Origin of the sequence: Pseudomonas sp. NPDC077451 (assembly GCF_044543345.1) — a bacterium.
In the GTDB taxonomy this organism is placed as follows: domain Bacteria; phylum Pseudomonadota; class Gammaproteobacteria; order Pseudomonadales; family Pseudomonadaceae; genus Stutzerimonas.
Window position 1 is genome coordinate 1 of the sequence record NZ_JBITVX010000012.1, and the last position, 14177, is coordinate 14177.

Sequence of the window (14177 nt, forward strand, 5' to 3'; positions counted from 1 at the left end):
CGATGAGGCGCGTTTTTTTTGTAAGCTCCTGCCGTGGATACACATTGCTAAACCAGCTGGCTGCTCGAATTACCACCCCGACCGCAAAACTTGTTGTTACAGCTCAAACCGCTAGCCCGCCTTTAGCGATAACTTGCGCGGGCATGCTTCATGATATGACTCAATACTGCATTACTACCGGATAGTTTTGCGGGCACGCTTGTTTAGCCTAGCCCGCTTGCAGTAATGTTTCCCCTACCGCACACGCACCCAACCCGAGCCGGGCCTCATTCGAGCCTATAGCTCGCACCCCTTAGCGCGCCGCGCTGTAAATAGACCTATAACAAAGAGGCAAAACAAGACGTGACAAAAGAAGAACTACGCGCCGAACTGGAGAAGCAAGCCAACCGTTTCCAGGCTGTGTATGGCGGGGAAATAACGACCTATGCCGCGCAACCCGATCCCGAGCGGAAGCCATGGCGTAAAAAGCCGACCGTTCACGATCAGGTATTCAAGGCGGAGTTGCAGAAAATCGAAAAAGAGTTGTCAGAGCAAGCCGCTCAAGCCAAGTAACCCGCAGCGTCGTAATAATCTGCACCGCACGCCCTGCCGTCAGCAGCAGCTTAGCCATCGCAACTGATCGCTTCTAATCACCGCTTACCGCCCAACAAAGAGCCCAGAAGCCCCCGTGCCAATTGCCGGCCCAGCTGCGTCGCAGCCTGGCGCATTGCGCTCTTGAATACCCGCCCGGCAGCGTCACCCAGCGCATCGGTGACCTCGTTTCTTGACGTAGCGGCCTTCACTGGCGTTTGGTTATCGGCAGCCTGCTTCGCCCGTTCGAGCAATATCTCATAAGCAGATTCACGATCGACCGGCCTGTCGTAACGGCCTCGAAGGGGTGAATTGGCGATCAAGTCGTGTCGCTCGCGCTCAGTTAGCGGCCCGATCCGCGATTGAGGAGGCGCGACTGCAACACGCTGAGCCATCGACGGCGTGCCTCTGTCCTCGAGACCTCCGACCAGCGCTTCGCCGATCCCCAGCCCGGCCAAAGTGTCCAGAGACGAAAATGCCGGATTGGTGCGAAAACCTTCTGCTACAGCCCGCAGGGCTTTCTGTTCCTTGACCGTATAGGCTCTGAGCCCATGCTGCACGCGCAGGCCCAACTGAGCCAGCACATCGTCCGGCAGGTCCGTGGGGGACTGGGTGACGAAATACACGCCCACACCCTTCGAGCGAATCAGCCTGACCACTTGCAGCAACCTGTCCTGCAAGGCTTTAGGAGTGCCGTTGAAAAGGAGGTGCGCTTCATCGAAGAACAGCGCGAGCAAAGGTCGATCGGCATCGCCGCGCTCGGGAAGCTGTTCAAACAGCTCAGCCAGTAGCCACAGCAGGAAAGTCGCATAGACTTTGGGCGCCTGATGCACGAGCTGGCTGGCGTCTAACAGATGGATCCGTCCGCGCCCGTCGTGCACTGGCTGCAAGATGTCCTCAAGCGCCAGCGCCGGCTCACCGAAGAGCGCTTCGGCTCCCTGCTGCTCCAGTGTCGCCAGCCGCCGCAACAGCGCCTGAGACGATGCACTCGTAAACAAGGCTGCATCGTCCCCGAGCACTTCAGGATGTAGTTTCAAATGAGCAAGCAACGACTTGAGATCTTTCAGATCGAGCAACAGCAGCGCTTCGCGATCGGCCACTTTGAATGCCGCATAGAGCGCCGCTTGCTGGCTATCGCTCAGCTCCAGCAGATTGCCTAGCAACAACGGTCCCATCTCGGTAAGCGTCGTCCGCAGTGGATGGCCACTCACGCCATGCACGTCCCACAAGACCACCGGGTACGCCTGGGGACGATGGTCGAGCCAGGGCATGCTGGCGATCCGCTCGGCGATCTTTCCTTGCGGATCGCCAGCGGCACCCAGGCCACACAAGTCACCTTTGATATCCGCCGCGAAAACAGCGACGCCAGCCTCGCTGAACTGTTCCGCGAGGCGCTGCAAGGTCACCGTTTTGCCAGTACCCGTCGCACCGGCGATCAGACCGTGACGATTGGCCAGATGCAACGGGTGGACGCTGGGTTCGCCCGTCGCGTCAGCTCCTAAAACCAGGCGGCCTGTCTGTTTCATTGCAGCCTCACGAGCAGTGGATGGTCTGCAGCCCTCGCTAGCCCGCCGGCATCGAGCTGCTGGGTTCAGCATCGTCAATTGGAGTGTCACCGGCTGCGCCATCGAGCGCATTCAGATGACGCTTCCAGAGTGTTTCGGCATCCGGAAAGTCAGTCCCCAGCTCAGGACCCATCTGGTCAGGGTCGTAGCGCTGGGTAGAACCACTACCGATAATCGGTGGCGCCTTCGCGCCAGCCTTGTCCAGCGGGTTGCTCATCTCGCCTCCGGCGCCAGTCGTGATGGATCAGTTGAATACCAGCGTCTTGTTGCTATGCACCAGTACTCGCTCTTCCAGGTGATAGCGCAAACCACGCGACAGCACCATCTTTTCCACGTCCTTACCCAGCCGAACCATGTCCTCGATGCTGTCACGATGGCTGACGCGCACCACGTCCTGCTCGATGATCGGCCCGGCATCGAGCTCTTCAGTCACGTAATGGCAAGTCGCACCGATAAGCTTGACACCCCGTAACGAGGCCTGGTGGTAAGGCTTTGCCCCGACGAACGATGGCAGAAAGCTGTGATGGATATTGATCACCCGCTGCGCATATTCCTCGCAGAGCTCGGCCGGCAGAATCTGCATGTAGCGCGCCAGTACGATGGCGTCGGCGCGTTGCTCGCGAACCAGGCGCGACACCTCGGCAAAAGCCTCGTCCTTGCGCCCCGGCTGGACAGGTACATGGAAATACGGAATGCCATGCCACTCGACCATGCTGCGCAGGTCGTCATGATTGGAGATCACACAAGGAATGTCGCAATCCAGTTCCCCGCTGTGCCAACGATGCAGCAGATCAGCGAGGCAGTGCGACTCGCGGCTGGCCATTAGCACTACCCGCTTGCGCTGAGCTGAGTCGGTAATGCGCCATTCCATGGAAAACTCGCGCGCGATTGGCGCAAAGGCTTGGCGAAAGCCATCAAGATCGAACGGCAGCGAATCAGCGCGAATCTCGTGCCGCATGAAGAACCAACCACTCTGATGATCGGAATGGTGATTGGCTTCGGTGATCCAGCCATTGTAGGTCGCCAGGAAATTACCGACCTTGGCCACAATGCCGACGCCGTCGGGACAGGCGATAACCAGCCTGAATGTGCGCATTTTTAAGTTAACTCCGGCTTACCCATAAAGACCGGGCATTCTAGCGCAGCGAAGAAAACCACCACCATATTATTCAGCCGGACCAAAGCATGGCACGGACTGCCGCCCGCACGCGGATCGAGTCGACCCTGTAGAGCGAAAAGAAACACTGCGATTAAAACCGTAATAATCGGAGGGCCAAGTTGCCGTTGGCCCCCAGTGGGCAAGGGAACACAACACCGCCAAAAGATAGGGAGCCGATTTTTATCAAATATCGAGACGGCATATTAAGCGTGACGGGACCCGTCGCGACCTTCGATTATGTGCAGTACTTCACCGATGCCAGGTTCAAATAGGCACTTCGAATCGCCCTGCAACCGCGATGAAACAAAGCAAGCAAAACTTTACTCAGGCCAACATTTACTTGTTCGCGGCAGCTGTCTATGATTGCTGTCACTTGCGTTCAAACCTATACCAAGGAAGTGACATGTCGCTGATCAATGAATACCGCGCTACTGAAGAAGCTATCAAGGAACTACAGGAACGCCTGAAGTCGCTGTCAGAAGATGACAAGCTAAAAAAGGAACTTGAGTTTGAAGGCAAACTGCGCGAGCTGATGGGCGAATATCAAAAGTCGCTTCGCGACATTATCGCTCTACTAGACCCGGATGCCCGCAGCAACAAGCCGCAGCGTGCATCCAAGGCGCCTGCCACAACCAAGCGCGCCCGCCGCGTCAAGCAGTACAAGAATCCGCACAACGGTGAAGTGATTGAAACCAAAGGTGGCAATCACAAGACGTTGAAAGAGTGGAAAGCACAATGGGGCTCCGACGAGGTTGAAAGCTGGGCCACTCTGTTGGGCTAAGTTTTACGCCACACCCCTAAAAGCCATCTGACGCAGCCTTGCTCAGATGGCTTTTTTGTTCCCTGACCAAGCATCTTCAGAGCATGTAACGTTCACGCAAGCTGCGAGCATGCAGCGACCATTGTTGCAGCAGACGTGCTTGTTCGGCTGTTGCCGATGGCAATAAAGCCAGCAACGCTTGCTCAAACTGCTCCAAGGTATTCGGTGCGCCAAATTCGGGCACCATCAGGCGTTGTCTACAAAACGCTTGCCATTGCTGGGCTTCGGCCGGCGATAGACACTCGGGAAAGTTTCGTGCGCGGTAGCGAAAATGCAGCTCTGGCAAGCGCGGGTCATCAAACGGTGGCGCGGCGTCACTCGCAAACGGCGGCGCGTTTCGTACTTGCTCGCACAAACGCCGGTCACGCTCACTGAAGAACCCGTCATATAACTGCTGCTCCGGATCCGACGACGCCACAAACGCATCCTCCTGATAGATGTCGGCAAGCTTCCAGCGCCATTCGGGTTCCCGCCCGCGTAATTCGGCCGCTCTCGACTCATAACATTGGATATCCAGTCCTAGCCGCTCGATATCTGAGGGGCGCAGCACGCTCATTGGTGCCAGCACTGGGCAACGGTTCATGTGAACGAGTTTCAAGGGGATCGGAAGTTTGTCGCCCAAGTCCTCCCGACGAGTATAAAGGCGCTCGCGAATAGCCTGGGCCTGCTCCTCCCAAAGGGGCGCACATTCGGCGTTCAGGTCGCAGACAATCAACGCGTTACGGTTGCGAGGATGCCAGGCCAGCGGTAGTACCACCGATAGAAAATGACGCGCCGCGGAAAAACGACCCGATATGTGCACCATTGGTTTGAGCAGCTGGACTTGCTCGATCACAGCATGTTTACGACGTAGCTTGTAGAGATAGTCGTAAAGCCGCGGTTGACGCTCACGAAGCAACCGAGCCAAGGCAATCGTCGCCCGCACATCGGACAATGCATCGTGTGCATTCAAATGTTCAAGACCGTTGGCTGCACTGAGCCGCTCCAATTTTAACGTGACCCTTCCCTCCTCTTCAGGCCAGACAATCCCTTCCGGCCGCAACGCGTAGGCGGTGCGCACTAGGTCAATGATGTCCCAGCGGCTATTACCGCCCTGCCATTCGCGGGCATAGGGGTCGAAAAAGTTGCGATATAGGCTGTAGCGCAGCACTTCATCATCAAAACGAAGGCTGTTGTATCCCGCGCCACAGGTACCCGGCACAGCCAGTTCATGGTGCAGCCGGGCCACGAACTCCGCCTCGCACAGGCCTTTTTCCGCTAGCGTGGCGGGCGTAATGCCCGTGACCAGGCACGCGGCTGGATGCGGGAGAATGTCGTCACTCAAACGACAGTAAATGTTCAGCGGCTCGCCAATCTCTTCCAACGCCTCGTTGGTGCGAATACCGGCCACTTGCACAGGCCGATCGCAGCGAGGGGAGATACCGGTTGTTTCGAAGTCGTACCAGAAGATGCTGGAGGTCAAGGGAGCTTCCTTCTCGATTGTCGCGCCCAGTCTAGCGCGCCAGACCGCCCTCAACGAATGGTCGGGGCTCTGGTTCGAGTGGAGTTTCGACACAGACCTGAGCAATCTGCCCGCATATCAATCGGAACTGCCAAACCGGTTATGGCCGAAGATGCTATTCGATGGTTTCATTCGCCGGGCGCGGCATCGCGGGCCGTTGCTCGATGCGCGATGTGCGCATAGCATCCAGTCCCCCACTAGCGAGCCTACGCCGTGACATCCGCCCTTTCAGCCACTACTGCATTGCTGGATAACACGCTCCGCGTCGAAACGCCGGAAGGTATAGATTTGCTGCTCCGTCCAGCAGGCCTGGTCCCTCGCGCGCTGGCGTTTGCACTGGACCTGTTGATACGCGGCGCGCTTCTGGCGGCTTTGGGAGTTGCATTCGCGTTGCTGGGCAAATTCGGCATGGGCGTTGGGGCGCTACTGCTGTTTATAGTGCAGTGGTGGTACATGGTGCTGTTCGAAGTGCTGAACCAGGGACGTACGCCGGGCAAGCAATGGCTGGGGCTGCGCGTCGTTCATGATGATGGCACACCGATCGGCTGGGCCTCTTCCCTGACCCGCAACCTTTTGCGTTTCGTCGACATGCTGCCTTTCGGCTACTTTCTCGGGTCGCTCTGCTGCCTCTGGCATCCATCGTTCAAACGATTGGGCGACCTCGCCGCAGGAACGGTGGTCGTGTACCGCGAGCACAACATCAGCGCGCCCGCACTACCGGCGGCTGAAGCAGTCGCGTCGCCGCTGCCCCTTACGCTGGCTGAGCAGCACGCCCTGATCGCCTTTGCCGAACGTCATTCGACGCTGTCTGCGGAAAGGCGCCTGGAACTGGCCTCCATCCTGGCCGAAGCGCTGCAGGTTGCGCCAGCGCAGGCAGAGACTCGAATTCACAGCATTGCTCGCAGTCTGGTGGGGCCGGCATGAAGCAGAGCCAGTTCGAAACCCGGCACCAGACTGAATGGCAGACGTTCGCTGAAACCCTCGCAGCATTGGAGCGAGGCAAAGGCAACCAACCTATATTGATCGCTGACTTTCCGGCGGCCTATCGAAGGCTCTGCCAGCAGCTGGCATTGGCGCAGTCTCGCGGCTACAGCATGCGCTTCGTCGAGCGCCTGCAGCTGCTGGTTCAACGCGGACACTATCAACTGTATCGCCACCGTAGCCCGCTGGGTGGTCGCTTGCTCGGCTTCTTTCTGGGTGGTTTTGGCAGGCTGGTTCGCGCAGAGTGGCGCTACCTGGCAGCCGCGAGTCTGATTTTCTACGGCAGCCTGCTGGGCATGGCCGGGTTGGTGCTGGCATTTCCGGAACTGGTCTATAGCCTGATCAGCCCCGAGCAGGTCGCTGAAATGGAAGCCATGTACGACCCCGACGCCAGCCGTCTCGGTCGCTTCGGCGAGCATGGGTCAGCTGACGACTGGGTGATGTTCGGCTATTACGTGATGCACAACATTGGCATCGCGTTCCAGACCTTTGCCGGTGGCCTACTGTTCGGCCTTGGCAGCCTGTTCTATCTGCTATTCAACGGCTTGATCATCGGCGCGATTGCCGGCCATCTGAGCGGAATCGGCTACGACCAGCCGTTCTGGTCATTTGTCATCGGCCATGGGGCTTTCGAACTGACGGCGATCACCCTGGCGGGTGCGGCCGGGTTGAAGCTGGGCGCTGCCCTCGTTGCGCCTGGTCGCCAAACACGCAGCGAGGCTTTGCGCCTGGCAGCCGCTACGGCAGTGCAATTGATCGCGGGAGCCACGTTATTTCTGTTGATTGCTGCCTTTATCGAGGCGTACTGGTCTTCGATGACTTATCCCTCAGCCCCGGTCAAATACGCCGTGGGCGCGCTGTTGTGGCTGCTGATCGGCATCTATCTGACACAAAGCGGACGGCGATTCCATGCAGCTGAATGATGCCAGCATGGCAATTCGTCCTCGCTCCGCCTGGGAGGCGCTGGATCTCGGCGTACTACTGGCACGCCGTCATGCCGCACTGCTGATGCTCAGCTGGGCGCTGGTGACACTGCCGATATTCGCCCTGTTCAGCCTGTTGTTCTGGCAATACCCGACGCTTGCTTTGTTGCTGTTCTGGTGGCTCAAGCCGCTCTATGAACGACTACCGCTGTTCATCCTGTCGAGGGCGCTGTTCGGCGACACACCGACCCTGCGACAAAGCATCAGGGCGCTGCCGCAACTGCTGCGCTCCCAGTGGTTTGCCAGCGTGACCTGGCGCCGTTTCAGCGTGACTCGAAGTTTCGACCTTCCAGTGCTCCAGCTCGAGCAACTGACTGGCTCGGCCCGCCAGCAGCGCCTCGCTGTGCTGGGGCAACGAGACAGCCGGGCCGCATCCTGGTTGACCCTGGTCGGCATGCACCTGGAGATGGGGTTGTGGCTAGGTGCCCTCGCGCTGATGTACATGCTCATCCCACAGCAAATGCTGGCCGACTGGAACTGGCAGGACCTGCTCGGCATGAGCGGCGACTGGCTATGGCTCGAACACTTGTCCAACTTGATGTATGCGCTTGTGCTGGTGGTCTGGGAGCCGATCTATGTGGCCAGCGGTTTCAGCCTGTATCTGAACCGCAGAACCACCCTTGAAGCCTGGGATGTCGAACTGACGTTTCGCCGCCTGCAGGCGCGCGTAAAGACCTTACTTCCGGTACTGCTAGTAGGAATGGGGCTGTGGTTGCTGCCGGTGCCCAACGCGGCCCTGGCTGCGCCTGATGCAGACGAAACGATTCAGACGAAAGAGGCCTCCGGCCCACAAAGTGATCGCCTGCTCAAGCAGCCCTTGACCAGCAGAGCAGCCAGTGAGCGGATCAGTGAGTTGCTCGACCAGCCGCCGTTCCGAAACCGCGAGACCGTTACCCGCTGGCGCTTCACTGAAGAGGCAGATGGCGAGCCGGGCTGGTTCGCACGCCTGCTTGAACGGTTGCTACGTAGCGAGCTGGTGGCACAGCGCCCCGACCGCCTGGCAAGCGTGATCGAAGCGCTCCTCTGGGCCGCATTGTTCATCCTGACCGGGTGGCTGCTATGGCGCTATCGGGACTGGATCAAGCTGTACGTGAACCCGCGTCAGACGTTGCGATTCAGGCAGCGGCAACCTGCGCCCTCCGCACTGTTCGGATTGGACGTGCAACCTGAAAGCCTTCCGCCGGACGTAATCGCCGAGGTGCAGCGGCTCTGGAGCGATCATCCACGCGAAGCGCTCGGCCTGCTCTACCGGGCTTTTCTCAGCCGCCTATTGCACGAGCGGCAGCTGCCATTGAAAAGCTCGCATACCGAGGGTGAAATACTCGAACTGCTGCGGCACGAGGCCCAGCCACAGCTGCTCGACTACGCCGAGGCCTTGACCCGCCACTGGCTTGGCCTGGCCTACGGGAATCAGCTGCCTCCCGCTGCGACTCGAGACGAGCTTTGCCAGCGCTGGCGCACTGTGTTTGGCAGTGAGGCCTCGCATGACTAGGCCGCGTCGTCTTTTGCTGCTGGTAGCGGGCGCGCTGCTGCTTGGCCTGATGCTGTTTTTTGCAATCAGCAGGGCGACCCCCTACGAAGAAACGATCGAGCATGGACCGGCGCCGGAAGTGCGCAGCAATCCGTATCTCGCTGCAGAGCGCTTCCTGACCGACCAGGGGCGTGCCGTCGAACATGCACAAGGCATCGGCGGGCTTACCGAAACCAAGGACAGTCGGCAGGTGCTTTTATTGCTTGGAGAGCGCAGCACCATGACGCCCGCCCAGGCCGAACGCCTGTTGCATTGGGTTGATAAGGGTGGCCACCTGGTGTTTGTCGCGGAGCGGATCTGGGACGAAAACGCCGGCAGCAGCGGCGACTTGCTACTCGATGCGCTGAACCTCCAGCAGCACGAAGCCAGCGAGAAACCCGACGACAGCCACGTCGCCGATGGTGCTGCCAATGCAGAGAAGCGCCCCGTGCTGACCCGCCTCTATCTGGAGAACGAAAACGCCCCCGCCTATCTCGCTTTCGACACCAACTATCACCTTTACGACGCCGGTGGCAGTGCGCATGCATGGGCCAACAGCGCCAGCGCGACGCACATGCTGCAACTGCGGCACGGGAGCGGCCTGATCACCGCACTCACCGACAGCTGGATCTGGCAGAACGACGCGATTGCCCAGTACGACCATGCCTGGCTGCTGTGGTATCTCACCCAGGACCGCGACGTGACGCTGATCTATCGCACCGACCATGACGGTCTGCTGCAACGGTTGCTGCGTTATTTTCCTGAAGCCTTGTCCGCCGCACTTTTGTTACTGCTGCTGGGCTGCTGGCACGCAGCGCAGCGCCAAGGCCCGCTGCTGGAACCCGCCAACCGAGGCCGCCGACAGCTTCGAGAGCATTTGCGAGGCAGTGCAGATTTTCTCTACCGGCGCGCCGGACAGCGGCACCTGATTGCCACCCTGCAGAACGACATTCTCCGTCAGGCTCAGCACCGTCATCCCAACCTGGTGGCGCTCGACCATGCGGGCCTGTGCAAGGTCCTCGCGCAGCTAAGCAGAACTCCCATTGAAGCCGTTACCCATGCCATGCGGTCGTCGCTGGATAGAAAGATGAGTAATGCCGATTTCACCCGTCAGGTTGCCCGCCTGCAAAGCCTCAGGAATGCGTTATGAGCGATACAACACCGGAACCGAACGACGTGACTCCGAATACGAGCCCGAACACGCAGCGCCAGCGCGCCAGCCAACTTGCACAGGCGCTACGCCAGGAGCTGCATAAAGCCGTCATTGGTCAACAGGACGTGGTGGACGGCGTGCTCACAGCGCTGATCGCGGGCGGTCACGTGCTGGTTGAAGGCGTACCGGGGCTTGGCAAAACACTACTGGTGCGGGCCCTCGCACGGTGCTTTGGTGGCGACTTTGCGCGCATCCAGTTCACGCCGGATCTGATGCCCAGCGACATCACCGGCCATGCGGTGTATGACCTGGCCAGCGAACAGTTCAAGTTGCGCAAGGGCCCGGTGTTCACCAACCTGCTATTGGCCGATGAGATCAATCGTGCCCCCGCCAAGACCCAGGCGGCGCTGCTGGAAGTCATGCAGGAGCGTCAGGTCACCCTCGAAGGCCGCGCGCTCGCCGCGCCGCAGCCGTTTCTGGTGATGGCCACGCAGAACCCCATCGAGCAGGAAGGCACCTATCCGTTGCCGGAGGCCGAGCTCGACCGCTTCATGTTGATGCTGCGCATGGACTATCCCCAGGCGGAAGAAGAGTTGACCCTGGTTCGTCAGGTCACTCGATCAGTTCGCACCGACATTCTCGATGTCAGTGGGTTGCGGGTTTTGCTACAGGCAAAGGATGTCCAGGCGCTGCAGAAAATTGCCAGTGACCTGCCGTTGGATGATCAGGTGCTCGACTATGCCGTCCGGCTGGCCCGAGCCACCCGCAACTGGCCTGGATTGGCGCTGGGGGCCGGACCACGGGCATCGATCGCGCTGGTGCGCTGCGCCCGCGCACGCGCCTTGTTGCGCGGCGGCGATTTCGTCGTCCCGGACGATGTAAAAGGCTGCGCCCTGGCGGTTTTGCGGCATCGCGTCAGGCTTTCACCTGAACTCGACATCGAAGGCACTTCGGTGGACCAGCTGATCCAGCAGCTGCTCGAGCAGATCGCGGCCCCGCGGCTGTGACGCCAACCGGCCTGCGAGCCCTTCAATGAATCCGTCACGTCGATTGCTCTACGCCATCGCCGCCCTGCTCTGCCTAGGACTGTTGCTAGGTATCGCAGCGGCGCTCGGCAGCCCCCTGTTCACGGGTGCTCATACGGCTTGGTGGGGGTTGTTGCTGTGCCTTGGATTTGTGGCCACTGTCGACGCCTTGCGCCTGCGCCGCCTGCCCTCGCCTGAGCTGCGACGTGTGCTGGCTGGCAATCTCGCCCTGAGCCGTTGGCATGACGTTCAGCTCGAGATTCGACATCCGCAGGCGCAAGCCATGCATGCCGAGATTTTCGACCATGCGCCGGCCGGGCTCGACGTGCAGGAGTTGCCACAGCAGGTGCAGCTACCTGCGGGGCAGCACTGCCAGCTCAATTACCGCCTGCAACCGATGCGGCGCGGCCACTTCCATTTCCAGCACTGCGAAATTCGCTTGTTCAGCCCACTGGGGCTGTGGCGAGAACGCCGTCTGCTGCCGCTGCAATCGCAGACCAAGGTATATCCCGACTTCACCCAGCTGCACGGTGCACCCTTGATGGCGGTGGACCGCTGGCTGAGCCGCCTGGGTGTGCGCCAGCAGCCAAGGCGGGGGCTTGGCATGGACTTCCACCAACTGCGCGAATTTCGGGAAGGCGACACCCTGCGCCAGATCGACTGGAAGGCAACAGCCCGTATACGCGCACCCATCGTTCGCGAATATCAGGACGACCGCGACCAGCAGATTCTGCTCATGCTTGATTGTGGCAGACGCATGCGTAGCCAGGACGGTCCGCTCACGCACTTCGATCATGCGCTCAATGCCAGCCTGCTGTTGGGGTATGTCGCCCTACGCCAGGGTGACGCGTTGGGTCTTTACACCTTCGCCACCGAGCAACGGCGCTTCTTCGCCCCAGCCAAAGGCCAGACGCAACTCAACGCGTTGCTCAATGGCGTCTATGACCTGGCCAACACGCAGCGACCGGCCGATTTCGCATCTGCCGCCAACGATGTGCTGACGCTGCAGAAACGCCGCGCACTGGTGATCATCCTGAGTAACCTACGCGACGAGGACGACGAGACACTGCTCGGCGCCGTCCGACAGCTTTCCCGTCGCCATCGGGTACTGGTCGTGAGCCTGCGCGAGCCGGCTCTAGACAACCTGCGTCAGCAACCTGTCCGCAGCTTTCAGGACGCCCTCGATTATTGCGGCACGCTCGACTACCTCAGCGCTCGGGGCCGGCTTCATGAACAGCTTCTCGCCCACGGCGTGCCAGTGCTCGATGCCCGCCCGCACGAGCTGGGACCAGAACTGATCAGCCGTTATCTGGCGTGGAAGAAAGGTGGCGTGCTGTAACCGATGTGTACTCACTTTCAAGCAGAAAGCGCTTGTGCCTCGCACAGCTGGCCGTAGTGCAGATGGCGTTCAGGTACCTTGGCAGCAATCCTGATCGGCGGCCTTGTTACCGGCTGACTCGATACGCGGCAGTCGCGCCGGTGGAATGTGCTGCATGGGACGAAAGCTGAAGTAGTGGTGCAGCGCATCGATCATTTCGCGAATTTCACGGGGCGGTGAGACAAATACGAAACCTGAATCGAAGCTGCCGGGCGTAACGTCTTCGCGTGACCAGCGACAGATCGCACTGAAATCGACGTAGCGCAGCTGGCTATGCTGGCCCGGAATTTTCAGACGCATATCGAAACGTATGTCAGTCATCATCGGATAGGGGCTGATGAGCATCAGCCCGGACTCGGACAGGTTGCCAATGAAACCCAACGGCTTTTCCGTGAAACGGTTGAATACGTTGAGGTAATACGGCAATTGATGCCGTTGAATACTGCGTTGATTGTGCATGTCCATCGATTGCGGGCCTGCCGCCAAGTTTTATCGCTGCCGCCGTCTCCGGCCACTCAGCTGCAGTTCTGACTAATACGACTGGCCAACTGCCGCCGCGCCGCCCCTATTTCTTCATCACTGTAGTAGACGCGCTCACCCTTTGCATCGGCACTGAAATAGCGCCCGCCATGAGACAGGCGTGACAAACGGTTTTGCAGCTGCTGGCATTCGCGCTCTCGTTGCGCCTGCCTAGCGCTCGCCGCCACATTGGCCGCCTCCTGCTCTTCGCGACGAGCCTCGAAGAAGCGCTCCGTGCGCGCCTGGCGCTCGCGGGTCGCGTCGTCTCTATCGATCACCTGCGGCCGAACCTCGACCGGCTCCGCACCCGGCTGCGGCTTCGCGCTGAAATGCACATTGCCCCCGGGATCAACCCAGCGGTAGATATCGGCGACCGCCAGAGGGGCCAACAAAACGCTGACTATCAGTACTGCGATACGCATGGGGTCCTTCCCTGCCGGTCTGTTAGCCGGCGTCGTGTCAGGGTTTGACGGCGTGGATCACCACCCGTTCCTCCGGCTCATAGTGCCCCAACTGACGCAGCGTCTCCAGCCTGGCACGACTGCGAAAGGCGTATTCGCTGGCTGGATAGCGCGACTGAATGAACTGATAGGTCTGTGCCGCGTCGACAAACAGCCCCTGACGCTCCAAGCACTGACCGCGCAACAGCGATATCTCCGGTTGTAGATTATCCCGTGGTCGGCTGCGCCGCTCGGCCTGGGAGAGTTCGAGCATGACTTTGTCGCAATCACCCAACTCGTATTGCGTATAGGCCGCGTCGAGATGGCGATCAAGGGCATTTCTGCTGCTGCAGCCTACGCTTAGGGTGGCCAGAACAAGGATAAACAGGGTGCGCATGGGTGACTCCTCCGATGCCGAATTATCGACCGTCGTTGCGAAAACTGCAGTCCATCCGTCCAGCTAAATGTCCATTGCGCGCCTCTTCAAGCTCTGCAGAAAGAGTAGTGCAGCCCAACGATGACTACAGCCGCCCGGCATAGTAGCCTCGCGGCCATTCTGAAAAAGGAGCATTG

At 59.8% G+C, this 14177-nt stretch carries 15 protein-coding genes; 8 read left to right on the plus strand and 7 right to left on the minus strand.

Translation table 11 applies throughout. The annotated features are described in order from the left end of the window. Positions 1-342 precede the first annotated feature (342 nt). Positions 343-552 (plus strand): hypothetical protein, encoded by a 210-nt coding sequence (locus tag ACIGHL_RS17320; RefSeq protein WP_128121065.1) that lies wholly within the window; start codon positions 343-345, stop codon positions 550-552. A gap of 77 nt (positions 553-629) precedes the next feature. On the opposite strand, the gene ACIGHL_RS17325 is transcribed toward ACIGHL_RS17320, so the two are convergent. From ACIGHL_RS17325 to purU, 3 genes are read right to left on the minus strand one after another with little or no spacing between them, the layout of a single operon-like run. Next, the gene (locus tag ACIGHL_RS17325) at positions 630-2096 is read right to left on the minus strand and encodes a helicase HerA-like domain-containing protein (protein ID WP_128121064.1); all 1467 of its coding nucleotides are present in this window, start codon (positions 2094-2096) and stop codon (positions 630-632) included. A gap of 37 nt (positions 2097-2133) precedes the next feature. Further along, positions 2134-2352: a hypothetical protein gene (locus tag ACIGHL_RS17330; protein WP_128121063.1), complete on the minus strand. Its 219-nt coding sequence runs from the start codon at positions 2350-2352 to the stop codon at positions 2134-2136. Between the two features lie 27 nt (positions 2353-2379). After that, positions 2380-3231, minus strand: coding sequence for a formyltetrahydrofolate deformylase (gene purU, locus ACIGHL_RS17335; RefSeq protein ID WP_128121062.1), 852 nt, complete (start codon positions 3229-3231; stop codon positions 2380-2382). A gap of 466 nt (positions 3232-3697) precedes the next feature. Between purU and mvaT the strand changes: the two genes are divergently transcribed. Continuing rightward, positions 3698-4075, plus strand: coding sequence for a histone-like nucleoid-structuring protein MvaT (gene mvaT, locus ACIGHL_RS17340; protein WP_045429487.1), 378 nt, complete (start codon positions 3698-3700; stop codon positions 4073-4075). Positions 4076-4151: 76 nt separating this feature from the next. Here the strand turns inward: mvaT and sbcB are convergent, their stop codons facing one another. Next, positions 4152-5576 (minus strand): exodeoxyribonuclease I, encoded by a 1425-nt coding sequence (sbcB, locus tag ACIGHL_RS17345; protein WP_128121061.1) that lies wholly within the window; start codon positions 5574-5576, stop codon positions 4152-4154. A 252-nt stretch (positions 5577-5828) separates the two neighbouring features. Between sbcB and ACIGHL_RS17350 the strand changes: the two genes are divergently transcribed. The 6 genes from ACIGHL_RS17350 to ACIGHL_RS17375 are packed head-to-tail and all read left to right on the plus strand — an operon-like array spanning position 5829 to position 12606. Then, positions 5829-6539: an RDD family protein gene (locus ACIGHL_RS17350; RefSeq protein ID WP_128121060.1), complete on the plus strand. Its 711-nt coding sequence runs from the start codon at positions 5829-5831 to the stop codon at positions 6537-6539. After that, positions 6536-7519 carry a stage II sporulation protein M gene (locus tag ACIGHL_RS17355; RefSeq protein WP_128121059.1) on the plus strand — a complete coding sequence of 328 codons (984 nt, stop codon included), beginning with the start codon at positions 6536-6538 and terminating at the stop codon, positions 7517-7519. Before ACIGHL_RS17350 ends, ACIGHL_RS17355 begins: the two co-directional genes overlap by 4 nt. Continuing rightward, entirely contained in the window at positions 7506-9071 is a 1566-nt protein-coding gene (locus ACIGHL_RS17360; RefSeq protein WP_128121058.1) for a DUF4129 domain-containing protein, read from the plus strand. The genes ACIGHL_RS17355 and ACIGHL_RS17360 overlap by 14 nt, the downstream gene beginning before the upstream one ends. Further along, complete coding sequence (locus ACIGHL_RS17365; RefSeq protein ID WP_128121057.1) at positions 9064-10239, plus strand: DUF4350 domain-containing protein; 1176 nt, start codon at positions 9064-9066, stop codon at positions 10237-10239. Before ACIGHL_RS17360 ends, ACIGHL_RS17365 begins: the two co-directional genes overlap by 8 nt. After that, the gene (locus tag ACIGHL_RS17370; RefSeq protein ID WP_128121056.1) at positions 10236-11249 is read left to right on the plus strand and encodes an AAA family ATPase; all 1014 of its coding nucleotides are present in this window, start codon (positions 10236-10238) and stop codon (positions 11247-11249) included. The genes ACIGHL_RS17365 and ACIGHL_RS17370 overlap by 4 nt, the downstream gene beginning before the upstream one ends. Before the next feature lie 25 nt (positions 11250-11274). Beyond that, positions 11275-12606, plus strand: coding sequence for a DUF58 domain-containing protein (locus ACIGHL_RS17375; protein ID WP_128121055.1), 1332 nt, complete (start codon positions 11275-11277; stop codon positions 12604-12606). A gap of 69 nt (positions 12607-12675) precedes the next feature. Here ACIGHL_RS17375 and ACIGHL_RS17380 read toward each other — a convergent pair whose 3' ends face one another. The 3 genes from ACIGHL_RS17380 to ACIGHL_RS17390 are packed head-to-tail and all read right to left on the minus strand — an operon-like array spanning position 12676 to position 14001. Further along, complete coding sequence (locus ACIGHL_RS17380) at positions 12676-13110, minus strand: PilZ domain-containing protein (protein WP_128121054.1); 435 nt, start codon at positions 13108-13110, stop codon at positions 12676-12678. A 50-nt stretch (positions 13111-13160) separates the two neighbouring features. Further along, positions 13161-13586 (minus strand): DUF4124 domain-containing protein, encoded by a 426-nt coding sequence (locus ACIGHL_RS17385; protein ID WP_128121053.1) that lies wholly within the window; start codon positions 13584-13586, stop codon positions 13161-13163. Between the two features lie 37 nt (positions 13587-13623). Continuing rightward, positions 13624-14001 carry a tetratricopeptide repeat protein gene (locus tag ACIGHL_RS17390; RefSeq protein ID WP_128121052.1) on the minus strand — a complete coding sequence of 126 codons (378 nt, stop codon included), beginning with the start codon at positions 13999-14001 and terminating at the stop codon, positions 13624-13626. Positions 14002-14177: the final 176 nt, after the last annotated feature.